Source organism: Bradyrhizobium ivorense, assembly GCF_900696085.1.
GTDB classification, from domain to species: domain Bacteria; phylum Pseudomonadota; class Alphaproteobacteria; order Rhizobiales; family Xanthobacteraceae; genus Bradyrhizobium; species Bradyrhizobium ivorense.
In genome coordinates, this window is record NZ_CAADFC020000014.1 from 1 (window position 1) to 18,684 (window position 18,684).

The 18,684-nt window shown below is 66.2% G+C and carries 18 protein-coding genes; 13 read left to right on the top strand and 5 right to left on the bottom strand.

The genetic code is table 11. The annotated features are described in order from the left end of the window. From CI41S_RS19285 to paoA, 4 genes are all read right to left on the bottom strand, one after another. The coding region (locus CI41S_RS19285; protein ID WP_139861106.1) for an IS110 family RNA-guided transposase at nucleotides 1–470 on the bottom strand (470 nt) is incomplete at its 3' end. A 178-nt stretch (nucleotides 471–648) separates the two neighbouring features. After that, nucleotides 649–2,856 (bottom strand): aldehyde oxidoreductase molybdenum-binding subunit PaoC, encoded by a 2,208-nt coding sequence (paoC, locus tag CI41S_RS19290; protein ID WP_139861107.1) that lies wholly within the window; start codon nucleotides 2,854–2,856, stop codon nucleotides 649–651. A 15-nt stretch (nucleotides 2,857–2,871) separates the two neighbouring features. Then, entirely contained in the window at nucleotides 2,872–3,822 is a 951-nt protein-coding gene (locus CI41S_RS19295) for an FAD binding domain-containing protein (RefSeq protein ID WP_139861108.1), read from the bottom strand. Then, the gene (gene paoA, locus CI41S_RS19300; RefSeq protein WP_139861109.1) at nucleotides 3,819–4,463 is read right to left on the bottom strand and encodes an aldehyde dehydrogenase iron-sulfur subunit PaoA; all 645 of its coding nucleotides are present in this window, start codon (nucleotides 4,461–4,463) and stop codon (nucleotides 3,819–3,821) included. Before paoA ends, CI41S_RS19295 begins: the two co-directional genes overlap by 4 nt. Before the next feature lie 428 nt (nucleotides 4,464–4,891). On the opposite strand from paoA, the gene CI41S_RS19305 reads away from it, so the two are divergent. From CI41S_RS19305 to CI41S_RS19355, 11 genes are all read left to right on the top strand, one after another. Next, nucleotides 4,892–5,653 carry an enoyl-CoA hydratase-related protein gene (locus tag CI41S_RS19305; RefSeq protein WP_139861110.1) on the top strand — a complete coding sequence of 254 codons (762 nt, stop codon included), beginning with the start codon at nucleotides 4,892–4,894 and terminating at the stop codon, nucleotides 5,651–5,653. Nucleotides 5,654–5,715: 62 nt separating this feature from the next. After that, nucleotides 5,716–7,380 (top strand): bifunctional metallophosphatase/5'-nucleotidase, encoded by a 1,665-nt coding sequence (locus CI41S_RS19310; protein WP_139861111.1) that lies wholly within the window; start codon nucleotides 5,716–5,718, stop codon nucleotides 7,378–7,380. Between the two features lie 138 nt (nucleotides 7,381–7,518). Continuing rightward, a complete protein-coding gene (locus tag CI41S_RS19315; protein WP_139861112.1) occupies nucleotides 7,519–8,445 on the top strand; it encodes a histone deacetylase family protein in 927 nt (308 codons plus the stop codon). Nucleotides 8,446–8,589: 144 nt separating this feature from the next. Further along, nucleotides 8,590–8,841: an exodeoxyribonuclease VII small subunit gene (locus CI41S_RS19320; RefSeq protein ID WP_139486281.1), complete on the top strand. Its 252-nt coding sequence runs from the start codon at nucleotides 8,590–8,592 to the stop codon at nucleotides 8,839–8,841. A 555-nt stretch (nucleotides 8,842–9,396) separates the two neighbouring features. Then, nucleotides 9,397–11,325 (top strand): 1-deoxy-D-xylulose-5-phosphate synthase, encoded by a 1,929-nt coding sequence (gene dxs / locus CI41S_RS19325; RefSeq protein ID WP_139861113.1) that lies wholly within the window; start codon nucleotides 9,397–9,399, stop codon nucleotides 11,323–11,325. 35 nt (nucleotides 11,326–11,360) lie between these two features. Further along, nucleotides 11,361–11,930, top strand: coding sequence for a nucleoside 2-deoxyribosyltransferase (locus CI41S_RS19330; protein ID WP_139861114.1), 570 nt, complete (start codon nucleotides 11,361–11,363; stop codon nucleotides 11,928–11,930). Then, nucleotides 11,927–12,685, top strand: coding sequence for a TlyA family RNA methyltransferase (locus CI41S_RS19335; RefSeq protein ID WP_139861115.1), 759 nt, complete (start codon nucleotides 11,927–11,929; stop codon nucleotides 12,683–12,685). Before CI41S_RS19330 ends, CI41S_RS19335 begins: the two co-directional genes overlap by 4 nt. Continuing rightward, nucleotides 12,678–13,919 carry a class I SAM-dependent RNA methyltransferase gene (locus tag CI41S_RS19340; protein WP_139861116.1) on the top strand — a complete coding sequence of 414 codons (1,242 nt, stop codon included), beginning with the start codon at nucleotides 12,678–12,680 and terminating at the stop codon, nucleotides 13,917–13,919. Before CI41S_RS19335 ends, CI41S_RS19340 begins: the two co-directional genes overlap by 8 nt. 51 nt (nucleotides 13,920–13,970) lie before the next feature. Next, nucleotides 13,971–14,831 carry a nucleotidyltransferase domain-containing protein gene (locus tag CI41S_RS19345; protein ID WP_139861117.1) on the top strand — a complete coding sequence of 287 codons (861 nt, stop codon included), beginning with the start codon at nucleotides 13,971–13,973 and terminating at the stop codon, nucleotides 14,829–14,831. A gap of 23 nt (nucleotides 14,832–14,854) precedes the next feature. After that, nucleotides 14,855–15,157, top strand: coding sequence for a type II toxin-antitoxin system TacA family antitoxin (locus CI41S_RS19350; protein ID WP_139486170.1), 303 nt, complete (start codon nucleotides 14,855–14,857; stop codon nucleotides 15,155–15,157). Beyond that, nucleotides 15,124–15,654: a GNAT family N-acetyltransferase gene (locus tag CI41S_RS19355; protein WP_430642143.1), complete on the top strand. Its 531-nt coding sequence runs from the start codon at nucleotides 15,124–15,126 to the stop codon at nucleotides 15,652–15,654. The genes CI41S_RS19350 and CI41S_RS19355 overlap by 34 nt, the downstream gene beginning before the upstream one ends. 8 nt (nucleotides 15,655–15,662) lie before the next feature. Here CI41S_RS19355 and CI41S_RS19360 read toward each other — a convergent pair whose 3' ends face one another. Then, the gene (locus tag CI41S_RS19360) at nucleotides 15,663–16,514 is read right to left on the bottom strand and encodes a DUF1194 domain-containing protein (protein WP_139861118.1); all 852 of its coding nucleotides are present in this window, start codon (nucleotides 16,512–16,514) and stop codon (nucleotides 15,663–15,665) included. A gap of 228 nt (nucleotides 16,515–16,742) precedes the next feature. Between CI41S_RS19360 and clpS the strand changes: the two genes are divergently transcribed. Both clpS and CI41S_RS19370 read left to right on the top strand, forming a co-directional pair. Beyond that, nucleotides 16,743–17,048 carry an ATP-dependent Clp protease adapter ClpS gene (gene clpS / locus CI41S_RS19365; RefSeq protein WP_139861119.1) on the top strand — a complete coding sequence of 102 codons (306 nt, stop codon included), beginning with the start codon at nucleotides 16,743–16,745 and terminating at the stop codon, nucleotides 17,046–17,048. Between the two features lie 231 nt (nucleotides 17,049–17,279). After that, nucleotides 17,280–18,044, top strand: a complete 765-nt coding sequence (locus CI41S_RS19370) for a hypothetical protein (RefSeq protein ID WP_244626602.1) — start codon at nucleotides 17,280–17,282, stop codon at nucleotides 18,042–18,044. Nucleotides 18,045–18,684: the final 640 nt, after the last annotated feature.

Sequence of the window (18,684 nt, forward strand, 5' to 3'; positions counted from 1 at the left end):
CCCTCATAGCCCTGCGCCGCCACGATCCCGAGCTCGCTCAGCGCCGCCCGCAGCGCGTTCGCGGCCATCGTCCGCTGCCGAACCAGCAGCGCGCGGGTGCCGTGAACCGCCAGCGCCGCCTGCTGCGCGACGCTCTTCACCGCCACAAAGCGCATCGTCGGCCGGCTCACCGCCTCGCAGATCGCCTCCGCGTCCCGGCCATCGTTCTTGTTGCGCTTCACATAAGGCTTCACATAGGCCGGCGGCATCAGCTTGACTTCGTGGCCGTACTTCCCGATCACCCGTGCCCAATGATGCGCGCTGCCACAGGCCTCCATGCCCACCAGGCACGGCGGCAACTGCGCAAAAAACTTCTCCACGGCGGCCCGCCGAAGTTGCCGCCTCAGCACCACAGCTCCCGCCGCATCAACCCCGTGAACTTGAAACACGTTCTTCGCCAAGTCCAAACCAATCGTGCTAATCTTCGTCATGGACGGTCCCCTTGTCTGGTCGAATCAACATCACCAGTCTGGCACACTGATGCCGTTGGGGGCCGTCCACCCCATCTTTGCGAGCGCAGCGAAGCAATCCATTCTCACCGCGCGTGAGGAGGGATGGATTGCTTCGCTGCGCTCGCAATGACGGGAGATCCGGGCTACGCTTTCGGGCTCACCCGACTTCCGGCATCTTGTCCAGCAGCTTGTCGAGCGTGATCGGATAGTCGCGCACGCGAATGCCGGTTGCGTTGTAGACCGCGTTGGCGACCGCGGCGGCGACGCCGCAGATGCCGAGCTCGGCGACGCCCTTGGCCTTCATCGGCGACGACATCGGATCGGTCTCGTCGAGGAAGATCATCTCCTGGTGCGGGATGTCGGCATGGACCGGCACCTCGTAACCGGCGAGGTCGTGGTTGATGAACAGGCCGTGCCGCTTGTCGACCACCAGATCCTCCATCAGCGCCGCACCGACGCCCATGGTCATCGCGCCGATCACCTGGCTGCGCGCCGCCTTCGGATTGAGGATGCGGCCGGCCGCGCACACCGCGAGCATCCGCCGGACGCGAATCTCGGCGGTGTCGGCATCGACGCCGACCTCGACGAAATGCGCGCCGAAGGTCGACTGCTGATAGGTTTTGGCGAGATCGCCATATTCGATGGCGTCCTCCGCGACGATGCCGTCGCGGCCGGCGGCCTGCGCCAGCGGCACGCTGCGGTTTCCGGCGCGCACCAGTCCGTCGGTGAACTCGGCCTCGGCCGAGTTAAAGCCGAGCTTCTGCGCGATCGCCTCGCGCAGCTTGATACAGGCGGCATAGACGCCGGCGGTGGAATTGTTGCCGCCCCACTGCCCGCCGGAGCCGCAGGAGACCGGGAAGTCGGAATCGCCGAGATGAACCGCCACCTTCTCCAGCGGCACGCCCATCATTTCGGCGGCGGTCTGCGCGATGATGGTGTAGGAGCCGGTGCCGATATCGGTCATGTCGGTCTCGACCGTCACGGTGCCCTGCTGATCGAGCCGCACCCGCGCCGCCGATTTGGTCAGGAGGTTGTTGCGGAAGGCCGCGGCAACGCCCATGCCGACCAGGAAGCGGCCGTCGCGCAGCTTGCCGGGCTCGGCATTGCGCCGGCTCCAGCCGAACCGCGCGGCGCCGTCGCTGAGACAGCGCACCAGTTGGCGCTGCGAGAAGCGCCGCTCCGGATGCTCGGGATCGACCTGGGTGTCGTTGACGATGCGCAGCGCGACCGGATCCATGCCGAGCTTCTCGGCGAGCTCGTCGATCGCGATCTCGAGCGCCATCATGCCGGAGGCTTCGCCGGGCGCGCGCATCGCGTTGCCCTCGGGCAGATCGAGCGCGGCCAGCCGCATCGCCGTCATCCGGTTGGCGCCGGCGTAGAGCAATCGGGTCTGGCTGACGGCCGTCTCCGCCTCGCCGTCCTTGACGTTGCCGGACCAGCTCTCGTGGCCGATCGCGGTGATCTTGCCGTCGCGCTCGGCGCCGATGCGGATGCGCTGGATCGTGGCCGGCCGGTGCGTGGTGTTGTTGAACATCAGCGGCCGCTGCAAGGCGATCTTGACCGGGCGCTTCGCCGCACGCGCCCCGAGCGCCGCGAGCAGCACGTCGGCGCGCAAGAACAGCTTGCCGCCGAAACCACCGCCGATATAGGGCGACACCATCCGGACCTTGTCCTTCGGGATGCGAAGCGTTTTCGCCAGATCGCCGGCACCCCAGGCGATCATCTGGTTGGAGGTCCAGACCGTCAGTTTGTCGCCATCCCAGGCGGCGATCGAGGCGTGCGGCTCCATCATCGCGTGCCCCTGGTCGGGCGTCGTGTAGCGCGCGTCCAGTTGCACCGGCGCGGCCGCGAAAGCCGAGCCGAACTCACCGACGGCCGTGTCCGCCGGACCGCCGAATGAAGGCTTCGGCGTGATGGCACCATCAGCGGCCGCCGCGAGATCGAACTTGCCCTCGCCCTTCGCGTAGTCGATGCGGACCAGCTGCGCCGCGGCGCGTGCCTGTTCGAAGGTCTCGGCAACGACCACCGCGACAGCCTGATGATAGTGCGCGATCTCGGGGCCGCCGAGCAGCGGCGCCGCATTGCGCTCGCCCTTGTCGAGCTTGCCGGCGTTCTCGGCCGTGACGATGGCGAGCACGCCGGGCGCATCGCTAGCGGCGGCGAGATCGATCGCCTTGATCCGCCCCTTGCCGATCGCCGATCCGATCACATAGCCGTAGGCCTGGTTCGCCACGACATCATGCCGCTCATAGGCGTAGGGCGCGGTGCCGGTAGTCTTTTTCGGCCCGTCGATCCGGCTGGTCGGATGGCCGACCACCTTGAGCTGGTCGATCGGATTGAAGGTCGCGGGATGTTCGAAGCGCATGGATTATCCCCTCCTCTATCCCCTTGCCTCGCGCAGCACCGCCGCCAGCGTTCGCTCGGCGAGCGGCAGCTTGAATGCATTGTCCTTTGTCGGCTTGGCATCGGCGAACAGCCGCGCGGTGACCGCCTTGGCGCCGCGCGGCAATTCCGCGTCCGCCGCCTCGACCCGCCACGGCTTGTGCGCGACACCGCCGAGCGCAACAGAACCGGTGCCGTCGCGCTGCACGATCGCGGCCACCGACACCAGCGCAAACGCATAGGAGGCGCGGTCGCGCACCTTGCGGTAGGCCTGGGTGCCGCCGACCGGCTTTGGCAGCGTCACCGCAGTGATCAGCTCTCCTGATGCCAGCGTGGTCTCGATCTCCGGGCTGTCGCCCGGGAGCCGGTGCAACTCGGCGATCGGAATGCTGCGGGTGGCGCCATCAGGGCGCACCGTCTCCACCGTCGCGTCGAGCGCGCGCATCGCCACCGCCATGTCGCTTGGATGGGTCGCGATGCAGGCTTCGCTGGCACCGATCACCGCGTGTTGGCGGCTGAAGCCGCCGATCGCGGCGCAGCCGCTGCCGGGCTTGCGCTTGTTGCAGGGCAGATTGGTGTCGTAGAAATAGGGACAGCGCGTCCGTTGCAGGATATTGCCGGCCGTTGTCGCCTTGTTGCGCAACTGGCCGGAGGCGCCGGCGAGCAGCGCGCGCGACAGCACGCCATAGTCGCGGCGCACCCGCGCATCGGCGGCCAGATCGGTATTGCGCACCAGCGCCCCGATCCGCAGCCCACCTTCCGGCGTCTCCTCGATCCGGTCGAGCGCAAGGCCGTTGACGTCGACCAGGTGCGTCGGCGTCTCGATCTCGAGCTTCATCAGGTCGAGCAGGTTGGTGCCGCCGGCGATGAATCTCGTGTTGGCATCGCGCGCGCCGGCCGCAGCCGCCGCGGCCGGAGACGTGGCGCGCTCATAGCTGAATGATTTCATGCACTCCTCCCGGCGACCTCGCCGATCGCATCCGCAATGTTGGAATAGGCGCCGCAGCGGCAGATGTTGCCGCTCATGCGCTCGCGCAGCTCGGCATTGGTCAGGCGCAGCGGCGCGGTGAGATCGGCGGTCACATGGCTCGGAATCCCGGCCCTGACCTCATCCACCACAGCAACCGCCGAACAGATCTGGCCCGGCGTGCAGTAGCCGCATTGATAGCCGTCATGCTTGACGAAGGCCGCCTGCATCGGATGCATCCCGTCCGGCGTGCCCAGCCCCTCGATCGTGGTGATCTCGTCGCCCTCGTGCATCACCGCGAGCGTGAGGCAGGAATTGATCCGCCGGCCGTCGACGATGACCGTGCAGGCGCCGCACTGGCCGTGGTCAGAGCCCTTCTTGGTGCCGGTCAGATGCAGGTGCTCGCGCAGCGCATCGAGCAGCGTGGTCCTGGTATCGAGCTCGAGCTGATGGGTCTCGCCGTTCACGTCAAAGGACACTTTTGCCATTACGGGCGCTCCGATCGGGGCAGGTTGGGCAGCCGCGTACGCCGCAGGCGGCGCGACGGACGACGCAGCCAGCGAGGCGGCTCCCACAATCAACAGATGGCGCCGCGATAGTTCCAAACGTCCGGAAATTTGCATGCCGCGCTCTCCTGATGCGCAGCCGCGCCTGGCGGAACCGAGCGTGATCGCCGCACGCGCCTGTCGGCTGCATCGATTGAATGCATCGGCATGGGGAATGTTTCTGCGCGGGACTTAAACAAGTCGCGAGCGGAGCGTGAGGCTGGCGCGACGCCGTAAAGCGGCATCACTCACTTTGACTTGCGCTGTTGCTCCCCGTCCGGACGGCCGCCATGCGGCAAATCGCCCAAGCCCGGCGTCTGGCCAAACTCCGCGCTCGCGACAAGGTGAATTCCGGTTAACTGCCCTGCGTGGCCGGCATGCTGGCCGGTGGGAAAAGCCGTCGGCATCATTTGGGGCTAGCGGCGGATCATGTAGGATGGCCGGCACGCGCCGGCGGCAACGATGCCGCCAGCCGACGTGTTGACCGGGTGCCTGGGGACTGGCCGATGACTGCGCATGTCATAGTGACCGACGACGCCGCTGCTCGCGTGATCAAGCTGCGCCGGCCCGAGAAGAAGAACGCGATCACCCAGGACATGTATCGCGCGATGAGCGACGCGATCGACACCGCGCAGAACAATCCGAAGATCCGCTGCCTGATCATCACCGGCGGCTCCGGCGTGTTCACCGCCGGCAACGATATCGAGGACCTGTTGAGCGAGGGCACCTCGAACGCCGAACCGGCGGTGGCCTCCAACCTGGTCAAATTCCTCTACTCGCTGGCCCATAACGTCAAGCCGATCATCGCCGCGGTCGACGGCGTCGCGATGGGCATCGGCACCACCATGCTGTTTCACTGCGACTACGTGCTGGCCAGCAAGACCGCGCTGTTCTCGACCCCGTTCTCCAATTTCGGCCTGGTGCCGGAGGGCGCCTCGAGCCTGCTGATGCCGCGCACCATGGGCCACCAGCTCGCCTTCGCGATGCTGGTGATGGGCCGCACCATGACCGCGGACGACGCCCGCGTCGCCGGCTTCGTCAACACGGTGGTGGCGGCGGGCCACGCCGAGGTCGAGGCACACAAGGTGGCACGCGAGATCTGCGCGCTGCCGGCCGAGGCGGTCGCGATCTCGCGCCGGCTGATCCGGCTGCCGCCCGAGGACGTCACCCGCCGCATCGATCAGGAGAACCATCTGTTCACCGAGCGGATGCGCTCCAGCGAAGCCGTCGCCGCCTTCAAGGCGTTCATGGCGCGCACGAAGGATTGAACGGCTGCGTCGCAAAAATGTTGTGGCGCCGCGTCATGGTCGCGTGCTCCCATGGACAGGTCATGAGACATCCCCGCCTTCTCGCCCTCACCATTTGCACGCTCGCGCTCGGTGCCGGCCCCTCGCTGGCGCAGAGCGCCGCGCCGGTGGATTTGCGCATTCTCGCCATCAACGACTTCCACGGCTATCTGCGGCCGCCGCCCGGCGGCATCCGCATCAGCGATCCCGCCGACGCCACCAAGAAGATCATGGTGCCGGCCGGTGGCGCCGAACGCGTGGCGAGCGCGGTCAAGGCGCTGCGCGAAGGACACAAGAACAACATCTTCGTTGCGGCCGGCGACCTGATCGGCGCCAGCCCGTTCCTGTCGGCGATGTTTCATGACGAGCCGACCATCGAGTCGCTGTCGATGATGGGGCTCGCGATCTCCTCGGTCGGCAATCACGAATTCGACGAGGGCAAGGATGAGCTGCTGCGGATGCAGAACGGCGGCTGCCATCCGGTCGACCACTGCCAGGGGCCGCATCCGTTCACCGGCGCGAAATTCCGCTACCTCGCCGCCAGCACGATCGACAAGGCCACCGGCAAGCCGGTGTTTCCGCCTTACGAGATCAAGCAGTTCGACGGCATCCCGGTGGCGTTCATCGGGCTGACGCTGAAGAACACGCCGAACCTGGTGTCGCCAGCCGGCGTCGCCAGCCTGGAATTCCGCGACGAGGCCGACACCGTCAACGCGCTGATCCCGGAATTGAAGGCGAAGGGCGTCGAGGCGATCGTGGTCTTGATCCACGAAGGCGGCTTTCCGACCGGCGACTACAATGAGTGCCCCGGCATCTCCGGACCAATCGTCGACATCGTCAAAAAGTTCGACAAGGCGGTCGACGTCGTGATCTCCGGCCATACCCATCAGGCCTATATCTGCGAGATCGACGGGCGGCTGGTCACCTCCGGCGACAAATACGGCACCCTGGTCACCGCCATCGATCTCAAGCTCGATCCGAAGACCCGCGACGTGATCAGCGCCAAGGCCGACAACACCATCGTGAAGATCGACACCTATCACCGCGATCCCGAGCAGAGCGCGCTGCTGGAAGCCTATGACCGCCTCGCCGCGCCGATCGCCAACCGCGCCGCCGGCTCGGTCACCGAGACGCTGTCGCGCACGCCCAATGACACCGGGGAAAGCGTGCTCGGCGACATCGTCGCCGATGCGCAGCTCGCCGCGACCAGCGCCGAGCCGAACGGCGGCGCGGTGATCGCCTTCACCAATCCGGGCGGCGTGCGCACCGACATCGTCAAGCGCGATGACGGCGCGGTGACCTATGCCGACATCTTCGCCAGCCAGCCGTTCCGCAACCAGCTGGTGACGATGACGCTGACCGGCAAGCAGCTCAAGGACATGCTGGAGCAGCAATGGGCCGACCCGAAGCGGCCGCGGCCGCTGCAGGTCTCCAAGGGCTTTGCCTATGCCTGGGACGCCAGCAAGGGCGACGGCGCGCGCATCGTCGCCGCGCGGATGTCGCTCGACGGCCGGCCGATCGACCCGGCCGCGAGCTACCGCGTCACCGTCAACAACTACCTCGCCGAGGGCGGCGACGGCTTTACCGTGTTCAAGGACGGCAAGGCCCAGCAGTTCGGCATCTACGACGTCGACGCGCTCTATGCCTATTTCAAGGCCAACAGCCCGGTCGGCCCGACCGCCGGCAAGCGGATCGAGCGGATCGATTGAGGCGCGCGGGAGGCACGTCGCCCTTGCGTGAGACAGCGGAACGAGCCGGCCGGATCAAACGCGGGCCCTTTCCGCACGGCCGGTAACGGCCTACATTGAGGCCTCCTCGCACGCGCATTTGTTGCGCCGGGAATTTGCATGACACTGCTTCTGACGCATTCCGCCTGCCTCGACCACCTGACCCCACCCGGACATCCCGAACGCCCCGACCGGCTGCGCGCGGTTGCCGAGGTGCTCGGCGAGGACCGCTTCAAGGCGCTGGTGCGCGATCTCGCGCCAGAAGGTGACCTCGAACAGGTGCTGCTGTGCCACGGCGAGCATTATGTCGGCGAGCTCCGCCACATCGCGCCGACCTCGGGCCTGATCTATATCGACGGCGACACCTCGATGTCCCCAGGCACCTGGGAAGCGGTGATGCGCGGCGTCGGCGGCGCGGTGGCCGCGACCGATGCGGTGATGCAAGGCGAGCATACCAACGCCTTCGTCGCGGTGCGCCCGCCCGGCCATCACGCCGAGAAGTCGACGCCGATGGGCTTCTGCTTCTTCGACAATGTCGCGATCGCGGCGCGCCACGCCCAGCGCAAATACGGCATCAAGCGCGCGGCGGTGATCGATTTCGACGTCCATCACGGCAACGGCACCCAGGACATCTTCTGGGCCGATCCGACCGTGATGTACTGCTCGACGCACCAGATGCCGCTGTTTCCCGGCACCGGCGCGATGAGCGAGCGCGGCGAGCACGACACCGTCGTCAACGCGCCGCTGGCGCCGGGCGACGGCAGCGCCAAATTCCGCTCCGCGTTCGAGAACCTGATCCTGCCGCAGCTGGAAAAGTTCTCCCCGGAACTCGTCATCATCTCCGCCGGTTTCGACGCGCACCAGCGCGATCCGCTGGCGTCGATCAACCTGAAGGGCGAGGATTTCGGCTGGGTCACCCGCAAGGTGATGGACCTCGCCGACAAGAGCGCCGGCGGCCGCGTGGTCTCGGTGCTGGAGGGCGGCTACGACCTCGAGGGCCTGAAAGAGTCGGTGGCTTCCCACGTCACCGCATTGATGGGCGGCTGAATCCCCGCCACAATAAGCCCGCAAAACTTCGATTGATTCTGCGCCTTGGCGAGCATGATTCCAATCAGTGGGGAACCGGTGACGGACGCATGGCGTTTGCGCCGGGATCATGCTCAAACCGAAGGGCGCAGCCGGGAACACGAGATGGCCGAAACCACCCAAGCCGACGTCAAGAAGCTCTCCTTCGAACGCGCGATGGAGGAACTCGAATCGATCGTGAAGCGGCTCGAGGACGGCAAGGTCCCGCTTGAGGAATCAGTGGCCATCTACGAACGCGGCGAGGCGCTGAAGCGGCGCTGCGAGGAATTGCTGCGCCAGGCCGAAGCGCGCGTCGACAAGATCACCACCGATGCGTCGGGCCAGCCGACCGGCACCGAACCGCTCGACGTGCAGTAGCCCGCTTCAAGCGGCCCATCCATCGCCATCGCGCGTCAGAATGCCCGCCGCCGCGGCGGGCAGGCCGGGCATCTATTGCTGGGTGTTTCCGACGACAGTTGGGTGACAGCCAGGTCGGTTGTGGCCCGCGAATCGGGCCGATCCGGACCGGCCGGCCGCCATCAAAATGGGCGGAATGGAACCGCGGTCCGCCGCAAGCATTGAAAAGTCTAGGTTTTTCAACGCGGGGCATAGGAACCCAGCGCACCCTGTGGGTTGGCTTTGGCGACCGCTTTGGTGTAATGCTTGCCGTTCTATGGGCATTTGAGGTTGGCGGGCGGCCGGATTCTTCTGGCGGCAGGCATCTCGAATGGTTCGATAAACTGAACCGGGACGGGTGAAATGCGACCAAGGTGATGCGTATCACGTGGTCCAATCCGGAGTGAATCTAGGCTTACACCAGACACGGCCTGCTGCCGGGGCGGCATCCAGTGTCAGGCTTTCGCTGCGCGCGGAGCGCGCCAACCCATCTCGCGTCGGGCCGTTCGCTCCGACAGGCAAAAATTGGAATATGCTGTGACCACATTTAGTAAAACGCCGCTTCTAGACACTATTCGGACGCCAGATGACCTACGCAAGCTGAAGGTCGAGCAGGTGCGGCAGGTTGCCGACGAGCTCCGCCAGGAAACCATCGACGCGGTGTCGGTGACCGGCGGCCATTTCGGCGCCGGCCTCGGCGTGGTCGAACTGACCACCGCCATCCACTACATCTTCGACACGCCGCGCGACCGCCTGATCTGGGACGTCGGCCACCAGGCCTACCCGCACAAGATCCTGACCGGACGCCGCGACCGCATCCGCACGCTGCGCACCGGCGGCGGCCTCTCCGGCTTCACCAAGCGCACCGAGAGCGACTACGACCCGTTCGGCGCCGCGCACTCCTCGACCTCGATCTCGGCCGGTCTCGGCATGGCCGTGGCGCGCGACCTCTCCGGCGGCAAGAACAACGTTATCGCCGTGATCGGTGACGGCGCGATGTCGGCCGGCATGGCCTATGAAGCCATGAACAATGCCGGCGCGATGAACTCGCGGCTGATCGTGATCCTCAACGACAACGACATGTCGATCGCGCCGCCGGTCGGCGCGATGAGCGCCTATCTGTCCCGGCTCTATTCCGGCAAGACCTACCGCACGCTGCGCGAGGCGGCCAAGCAGATCAACAAGCGGCTGCCGAAGATCCTCGCCAACCGCGCCAACCGCGTCGAGGAATATTCCCGCGGCTTCATGATGGACGGCGGCACGCTGTTCGAGGAGCTCGGCTTCTACTATGTCGGCCCGATCGACGGCCACAATCTCGACCATCTGCTGCCCGTGCTGAAGAACGTCCGCGACATGGAGACCGGCCCGATCCTGGTCCACGTCGTGACCCAGAAGGGCAAGGGCTACGGCCCGGCCGAAGCCTCCGCCGACAAGTACCACGCGGTGGTGAAATTCGACGTCGCGACGGGTACGCAGGCGAAAGCCAAACCGAATGCGCCGGCCTACCAGAACGTGTTCGGCCAGAGCCTCGTCAAGGAAGCCCAGAAGGACGACAAGATCGTCGCCATCACCGCGGCGATGCCGTCGGGCACCGGCGTCGACATCTTCAGCAAGGCGTTCCCGGACCGCACCTTCGACGTCGGCATCGCCGAGCAGCATGCGGTGACCTTCGCCGCCGGCCTCGCCACCGAGGGCTACAAGCCGTTCTGCGCGATCTACTCGACCTTCCTGCAGCGCGGCTATGACCAGGTGGTGCACGACGTCGCGATCCAGAGCCTGCCGGTCCGCTTCGCGATCGACCGCGCGGGCCTGGTCGGCGCCGACGGCGCGACCCATGCCGGCTCGTTCGACAACGCCTATCTCGGCTGCCTGCCGAACATGGTGATCATGGCGGCCGCCGACGAGGCGGAACTGGTCCACATGGTGGCGACCCAGGTCGCGATCAACGACCGTCCGAGCGCGCTGCGCTATCCGCGCGGCGAAGGCCGCGGCGTCGATATGCCCGAGGTCGGCGTTCCCCTGCCGATCGGCAAGGGCCGCATCATCCGCGAAGGCAAGAAGGTCGCCCTGCTCTCCTTCGGCACCCGCCTTGCGGAGTGCGAGAAGGCGGCCGACGAGCTCGCCGCCCATGGCCTCTCCGCGACCATCGCGGACGCGCGCTTCATGAAGCCGCTCGACGAGGACATGGTGCTCAAGCTGGCGCGCGACCACGAGATCCTGATCACCATCGAGGAAGGCTCGGTCGGCGGTTTCGGCTCGCACGTGGTGCAGTTCCTGACCGACAACGCCATGCTCGACAGCGGCATGCTCAAGTTCCGCTCGATGGTGCTGCCCGACGTGTTCCTCGACCACGACACGCCGGCGGCGATGTATGCCCGCGCCGGTCTCGACGCCAAGAGCATCGTTGCCAAGGTGTTCGAAACCCTCGGCAAGGATTTCAAGACCGAGACCGTCAAGCTCGCCTAATCCTTTCGGGCGGCGTCTTGGGCGCCGGCAAGTCGATGAAAATCTATCTGGCAGGTCCTGACGTGTTCCTGCCGGATGCCGTCGAGATCGGCCGCCGCAAGGCTCAGATCTGCGCGCAGCACGGGCTGACCGGGCTCTATCCGCTCGACAACAGCGTGGACCGCGAAGCCGCCACGGCTTCCCTGATGATCTTCAAGGGCAACGAGGCGATGATGGAGTCGGCCGACGCCATCATCGCCAATTTGACGCCGTTTCGCGGCCCCAGTGCCGACGCAGGCACGGTCTACGAACTCGGCTACATGGCGGGACGCGGCAAGCTCTGCCTCGGCTATACCAACGATCCCGTGTCCTACGCCGAGCGCGCGGCGCGGCACTATCAGGTGGTGACGACGGCAGACGGACGCCTGATCGACGCGGAGGGGCTGACCGTGGAAGATTTTGGATTGCCCGACAATCTGATGATGATGCACGCGCTCGACCTGCACGGCGCGCCGCTGCTGACGCCGAAGGCGCCGCCGGCCGACATCTGGCGCGATCTCACCACCTTCGAAGCCTGCGTGCGGCTCGCCGCCGCCCACGCGCAACGCCTGCCGGGCCCTCTGTGACCCGGGCCGGCGACAACGACAACGATGCCGCGAGCAAGCGCATCGACGTGCTGCTGGTCGAGCGCGGCCTGTTCGAAAGCCGGGCACGGGCGCGCGCGGCGATCGACGCCGGTCTGGTGACCGCGGACGGCAGGGTGGTGGCAAAAGCCTCGGAGATCGTGCCGACGAACGCCGCGCTGTCGGCGGAGCCCGCCCATCCCTACGTGTCGCGCGGCGGCGTGAAACTCGCCGGCGCGCTGGAGCACTATCCGATCGAGGTCGAGGGCCATGTCTGCCTCGATGTCGGCGCCTCGACCGGCGGCTTCACCGAGGTGCTGCTCGCCAACGGTGCGAGCCTGGTGTTTGCCATCGACGTCGGCCACGGCCAGCTGCATCCCTCGCTGCAGGGACACCCGAAGGTCGTCTCCATGGAGGAGACCGACATCCGCAATTTCGAGGGCAAGCGGCTGCCGGCGCGGCCCGATGTCGTGGTGATCGACGTCAGCTTCATCTCGCTGAAGCTGGTGCTGCCGGTGGCGCTGTCGCTTGCGGCGGCGCCGATGCAGCTGCTGGCGCTGATCAAGCCGCAATTCGAGGCCGCGCGGAAACATTCCAAGCGCGGCATCATCCGCAACGCGATGGTGCACCAGGAAATCTGCGACGACATCGCCGCTTTCGCCGGCTCGCTCGGCTGCACCGACATCCAGGTGTTCCCGTCGTCGATCACCGGCGGCGACGGCAACATCGAATTCTTTCTCGGCGCGCGCCGTGGCTGAGCTGCTCACCATCGACCATGTCGGCCATCGCGGCGACGGCGTCGCGACCAGCGGCGGCCAGGCGATCTACGTGCCCTACGCGCTGGCGGGCGAAACCGTCGAGGTCGCCGAGGTTCCCGGCAACCATCCCGACCGGCGGCGGCTGCTGCGGGTCGCACACGAAAGCGCCGAGCGCATCGCGCCGTTCTGTCCGCATTTCGGCGTCTGCGGCGGCTGCGCGATCCAGCATTGGAACGATGCGCCCTACCAGGCCTGGAAGCGCAACCTCGTCGTCGAGACGCTGGCGCAGGCGAAGATTACCGCCGAGGTCGCAGCGCTGGTCGACGCCCACGGTGCCGGGCGACGCCGCATCACGCTGCACGCGCGGATGGGCACCCATGGCGTCCTCAAGGTCGGCTTCGCCGCGGCCGGCTCGCACGACATCATTCCGGTCGATCGCTGTCCGATCCTCGATCCCGCGCTCGATGGCGCGCTGAAAGCGGCCTGGGCGATCGCCGAGCCGCTGACCGCGATCGGCAAGCCGCTCGATATTCAGGTGACCGCGACGGGCAACGGCCTCGACATCGACGTGCGCGGCTCGGGGCCGGTGCCGACCGCCATGATCACCACGCTGTCGCGGATCGCGGAGCAGCAGCGACTGGCGCGGCTGACCCGCCACGGCGAGCTGGTGCTGCTGCGCGGCGCGCCGGATGTTCAAATCGGCAAGGCCAAGGTCGTGCTGCCGCCGGGCTCGTTCCTGCAAGCGACCGTCAAGGGCGAGGAGACGCTGGCCGCGCTGGTGCGCGAATATGGTGGACGCGCCAAGCGGATCGCCGACCTGTTTTGCGGCGTCGGTCCCTTCGCGCTTCGCCTCGCCGAGAAGGCGCAGGTCACCGCCTTCGACAGCGACACCGGCGCCGTCGCCGCCCTGCGGAAGGCGGCGCAGGCGACGCCGGGGCTGAAGCCGGTCAAGGCCGAGGCGCGCGACCTGTTCCGCCGCCCGCTGATGCCGCAGGAGTTGCGCGACTACGATGCCGTCGTGTTCGATCCGCCGCGGCAGGGCGCACAGGCGCAGGCGACGCAGCTCGCGGCGAGCAAGGTGCCGGTCGTCATCGCGGTCTCCTGCAATGCCGCGACGTTCGCGCGCGACGCAAAACTCCTGATCGACGGCGGCTACCGGATCGACGGCGTCACGCCGGTCGACCAGTTCCGCCACACGCCGCATGTCGAATTGGTGGCGCGGTTTTCGCGCTGAGGGGATGGGCGGCTAGCGGAGCGCGCGGTCGCCTCGCTATAGTCTCGCGCGATGTCTGACGATCCCCTTCTCGCGCGCATCATCCCCGTCCTCGCCGGCGTTCCAGGCGTTGCCGCCATCGTGCTCGGCGGCTCGCGGGCGCGTGGCACCGCGCATGCGGCATCCGACCACGACATCGGCCTCTATTATGCGGATGCGGCCCGCCTCGACACCGATCGGCTGCGCGAGGCGGTGACCGCTCTCGTCGACGGATCAGCGGCGCAGGTGACGCCGCTCGGCGAATGGGGACCGTGGATCGTCGGCGGCGCGTGGCTCACCATCGATGGCCGCAAGGTCGACCTGCTCTACCGCAGCATCGACCGGGTCGGCGCGGTGATCGACGCCTGCCGGAACGGCGATGTCACCATGCACTACCAGCCCGGCCATCCGCACGGCTTCTGCTCGGCGATCTGGATGGGCGAGGTCGCGCTCTGCAAGCCGCTGCACGATCCCGCCGGCCGCATCGCGGCGCTGAAGGCGAAAACACAGCCCTACCCGCACGCGCTGCGCGATTCGCTGATCCGGCGCTTCCAATGGGAAATCCTGTTCAGAATCGAGAATGCCGAGCTCGCACTGCCGCGCGGCGACGGCACCCACATCGCCGGCTGCGCCTACCGCGCGCTGGCCTGCCTGGGCCAGGTGCTGTTCGCGCTGAATGGGCAGTATCTGATTAATGAGAAGGGCGCGCTGAGCGCGGCGGCGAGCTTTCCGGTGACGATCGGCGGACTGATGGAGCGCGTCGCTGATATCTGGAGATTGATCGGGTCCGGGGAACGCGCCGCCGCCTTACAGACGCTGCGTTCGCTCGAGCGGACTTTGGGCCAAATGTCACCAAAAGCCTCAGCGTATTGCAAAATGCGCTACATAGCTTAGATTATCGAGGGAGGAGATTGCGCATGCCCCGGAATGTTCGACACAAGGATCATCCACTTTCCATGCGATTACCCGACGCGGATATCGCCATCATCGACAGAGCGGCGACATTGCGTGGACGTTCACGCACCGACTTCGTGCGCGAAGCGGCCGTTCGCGCCGCCGAAGATGTGTTGATGGAGACAATCCCAATCCGGATGAGCCCCGCGGGCTTCAAAGCCTTCATGGCGGCCGTGACCGGGCCGATCACGCCCGTGCCGGAGATGCAGGAGCTTTTCCGGCGCGCTGCACCATGGGAGACCGGTGCCGCGAAGAAAAGGAGCTGAGGCTGGCCATCTCTGGGCCCGAGCCGCTGACGCGCGAGCATGAACTCGAACCATTCTCTTGTGGCAAACCATCGCTCGACCGGTGGCTCAAGACACGGGCGCTCTCAAATCAGGAAAAGGGCTTCACAGCAGTCTTGGTGGTCCACGAAGCCAATCGCGTGATCGGCTACTACGGCCTTGCACCGACCGCGATCGTCCCGACGAGCCTGCCGCGGGCCATCCGAACTGGTCAACCGCCTGATCCCGTGCCCTGCTTGCTGCTGGGACAGCTTGCAACGGACCTGAGTTGGGTTGGCAAAGGGGTCGGCACCGGCCTGCTCAAGCATGCTCTGCAACGTTGCGTCACAGCCGCCAGCTTAATCGGTGGCCGCGCATTGATCGTGAATGCAGTCGACAGCGAGGCTGCCGCGTTCTGGCAGCGACGCGGATTCATCCCGTCGAAGGATGACCCGCTGATCCTGTTCAGATCAATCGCAGATATAGCTGCGTCCCTATAACAACCGCCTCACCGTCCCCAGCGGTCCTGCCAGATCTTCTCGCCGATCAGGCAGTTGACCCGCGGCTCCTTGTCGGCGACCGGCACGACGTGGTGCTCCGGCGTGCGCCCGGCGACCTCGAGCAGCAGCTTGGTGCGGATCGCCTCCTTGAATTTTTCGCGATCCTTGATCGAGACCACGAAGGAGCCGGGACCGCCGATCACGCAGTCCTCGTAATAGTAGTCGAGATTTTCGATATCCATCGTGGAGTAGGACGGCTCCTTCACCATGATCGGCAGGCCGTTGATGACGATGCCTTTCTCCAGCGCCGCATCGCGCGCCGGCCTGATCGGCATGCCGTCATTGTTGGGCCCGTCGCCGGAAATATCGATCACGCGCCGCAGCCCGCGATGCGGATTCTCGTCGAACATCGGGATCGCGTAGTAGATCGCACCCGAGATCGAGGTGCGCGAGGCGCGGCGGACCGGCGTCTTCATGATCTCGGCGGCGACGGCATCCGCAGTCTCCGGGCCGTCGATCACGCGCCAGGGGATGATGAGCTTCTGGTCCTTGGAGGCGGCCCATTCGAAATAGGTGATCGAGATCCTGCCGTTCGGGCCGGCCTTCAGCGCCTGCAGGAATTCCTTGGACATGATCGCCTGGGCGTAGCCTTCGCGCTGCACCGCGAGCTCGTCCATGTCCATCGAATAGGAAACGTCGACCGCGATGATCAACTCGACATCGACGCTCGGGTTCGATTCCTTGTCCGCAAACCTGTGGCCGGATTGTGCAGCCACGCTGGGCGCGGCAACACCCGCCACATCGCCGCCGGCCAGCATGCCGGCGACAAGCACCGCTCCGATCGAGACATACCAGCGCATTCGCGGCCCTCCCGTCGTGTGAGTGTCATGGTGACACGCAAATCAGGCGGCGAAAAGTGCTGATCTCATCTATCCTTCACATTCAGGTTAGACGCCGCTCACCGCGGAGCGACAACGCGTTGCACGCCGTGTCGTTGCCGCAAGGAGCCCGTGCAAATCGGCCGGTTCCAACAAGGAGCGGAAGGCAGTAGTCTTACGGATGCGCAACGTGTCAGGAGGTGGCGGGCAATGCCCGATACCGTCGTCAAACCGAAAACCAGGACGAAGACCAAGGTCGAACGGCCGCGCCTGCACAAGGTGATTCTGATCAACGACGATTACACGCCGCGCGGATTCGTCGTCACGGTGCTGAAGGGCGAATTCCGCATGACCGACGACCAGGCCTATAAGGTGATGCTGACCGCGCACCAGCGCGGCGTCTGCGTGGTCGCGGTCTTCACCAAGGACGTTGCCGAGACCAAGGCGACGCGCGCCACCGACGCCGGACGCGCCAAGGGCTACCCGCTGCTGTTCACCACCGAGCCCGAGGAATAACGCATGATCCGGAAAAGTGTGAAGCGGTTTTCCCTCGCGACAAACGCGAAGCGTTTGCGCGGAGATCATGCTCAAACAAAGAGCTAAAGCGCGATGACGATTCAACTCAATCTCATCGCGCCAATTTCATCGCGCTTTAGCGGCTCAGCGCCAGATTGCCGCAGGCCTTGCCGTCAATTTTAGCGATCGCCGTGACGCACGCTTTAGGTGTTGCGTGGCACGACACACGCTATGTCAATCGCACTGCGTCAGCAATTATCCTACCGGAAAACCCGCCCGGAAACCTCGTTCGGTCCGTTCCGCCCCTTCCCCGCCCTGCCCTGGCTGATCATGGCGGCGGCGCTGCGGATCGTCGCCTATGGCAAGGGCGCGGGACTGGCGCTTCCCGCCATCGTGCTGGCCGACGTCTCCGTGCTGCTCGCCTTCTTCGCGACCGCGCGGCGTTCGATCCAGGCCGCCGGCGGCCGGTCGTCGCTGGGTGATTTGAGCCTCGCCGAGCAGATCAGGCTGTCGCTGTCGATCCTGTGGCGGATCACGCTGGTGATGGCGGCGGCGACCTCGGCTGCCGCCGCGCTCGGCTTCACGACGTTTGCACCGAACCTGATGGCGGGCCTCGACGGCATGGCCTTCGACCAGTTCACCGATGCCGGGCGATACTGGAGTGCCGCCATCGCCGCGCTGGTGCTCATGATCATCGTCCATGCCGAGGGCAATGCCGGCCGTGTCGAGCTGTTTGCCGCCGTCAGGGCGCTGGCGCAGCACGCCTTTTGGCTGGCGATCGCCGTGCTCGCGCTCGGCACGGTCAACATCGCGCTCAGCCTCGGGCAAGGGCTGGTTCGCAACGCGATCTGGCAGTTCTGGCAGACCTCGCCGGTGAGCGAGCCGGTCAAGAGCGTGGTCTACTTCACCTTCATCTTCAGCTTCGCGATGCTGCGGCTCTGGATCACGCTGTCGATCCTGACCTTCGGCCTCAAGCAATCCTACGCGGGCAGATAGAGCATGATGAATTGGGTTGAATCGGTTTGACCGCGGGTTCGGTCCACCTCTCCCCGACGGGGAGAGGTCGATTTGCGCAGCAAATCGGGTGAGGGCCGCAGCTCTCACGAGAGACCGTCACCCCTCACCCGGCGCTGCGCCATAGCCGAAGCTTCGCTTCGGCGTCACTAAGGACGGCCGCGAAACGCGGCCGATGCCTCTCCCAAGGGAGAGGTGAAGCTCCGCTGCCTCTCCAGCTCAACCCAATCTCATCGCGCTTTAGCTCGCCGCGCGCGTCCGTCACTGGTCCGCCGGCTGCTGAGGTGCTGTTGCTCCCTCGCCCCGTTCTTACGGGGAGAGGGTTGGGGTGAGGGGCTGCTTCCGCATAGACGGTGATAGTTGCGTTCGCGGAGACTCCCCCTCACCCGAAACGCATCTGGCGATGCGTTTCGACCTCTCCCCGCACGCGGGGCGAGGTGAAGTTGCTGCTCCCTCGCCCCGTTCTTACGGGGAGAGGGTTGGGGTGAGGGGCTGCTTCCGCGAAGACGGCGATAAATGCGTTCGCGGAGAGCCCCCCTCACCCGAAACGCATCTGGCGATGCGTTTCGACCTCTCCCCGCACGCGGGGCGAGGTGAAGCGGAGCCTGCGGCACAATCCAAT

What these genes read in the sequence shown, in the direction of transcription:
- CI41S_RS19310 (WP_139861111.1), top strand. Translation starts at nt 5,716, where the DNA reads ATGAGACATCCCCGCCTTCTCGCCCTCACCATTTGCACGCTCGCGCTC.
- CI41S_RS19305 (WP_139861110.1), top strand. Translation starts at nt 4,892, where the DNA reads ATGACTGCGCATGTCATAGTGACCGACGACGCCGCTGCTCGCGTGATC.
- paoA (WP_139861109.1), bottom strand. Translation starts at nt 4,463, where the DNA reads ATGCAAATTTCCGGACGTTTGGAACTATCGCGGCGCCATCTGTTGATT.
- CI41S_RS19350 (WP_139486170.1), top strand. Translation starts at nt 14,855, where the DNA reads ATGCCCCGGAATGTTCGACACAAGGATCATCCACTTTCCATGCGATTA.
- CI41S_RS19295 (WP_139861108.1), bottom strand. Translation starts at nt 3,822, where the DNA reads ATGAAATCATTCAGCTATGAGCGCGCCACGTCTCCGGCCGCGGCGGCT.
- CI41S_RS19315 (WP_139861112.1), top strand. Translation starts at nt 7,519, where the DNA reads ATGACACTGCTTCTGACGCATTCCGCCTGCCTCGACCACCTGACCCCA.
- CI41S_RS19360 (WP_139861118.1), bottom strand. Translation starts at nt 16,514, where the DNA reads ATGCGCTGGTATGTCTCGATCGGAGCGGTGCTTGTCGCCGGCATGCTG.
- CI41S_RS19355 (WP_430642143.1), top strand. Translation starts at nt 15,124, where the DNA reads ATGGGAGACCGGTGCCGCGAAGAAAAGGAGCTGAGGCTGGCCATCTCT.
- CI41S_RS19370 (WP_244626602.1), top strand. Translation starts at nt 17,280, where the DNA reads ATGTCAATCGCACTGCGTCAGCAATTATCCTACCGGAAAACCCGCCCG.
- CI41S_RS19330 (WP_139861114.1), top strand. Translation starts at nt 11,361, where the DNA reads ATGAAAATCTATCTGGCAGGTCCTGACGTGTTCCTGCCGGATGCCGTC.
- clpS (WP_139861119.1), top strand. Translation starts at nt 16,743, where the DNA reads ATGCCCGATACCGTCGTCAAACCGAAAACCAGGACGAAGACCAAGGTC.
- CI41S_RS19320 (WP_139486281.1), top strand. Translation starts at nt 8,590, where the DNA reads ATGGCCGAAACCACCCAAGCCGACGTCAAGAAGCTCTCCTTCGAACGC.
- paoC (WP_139861107.1), bottom strand. Translation starts at nt 2,856, where the DNA reads ATGCGCTTCGAACATCCCGCGACCTTCAATCCGATCGACCAGCTCAAG.
- CI41S_RS19345 (WP_139861117.1), top strand. Translation starts at nt 13,971, where the DNA reads ATGTCTGACGATCCCCTTCTCGCGCGCATCATCCCCGTCCTCGCCGGC.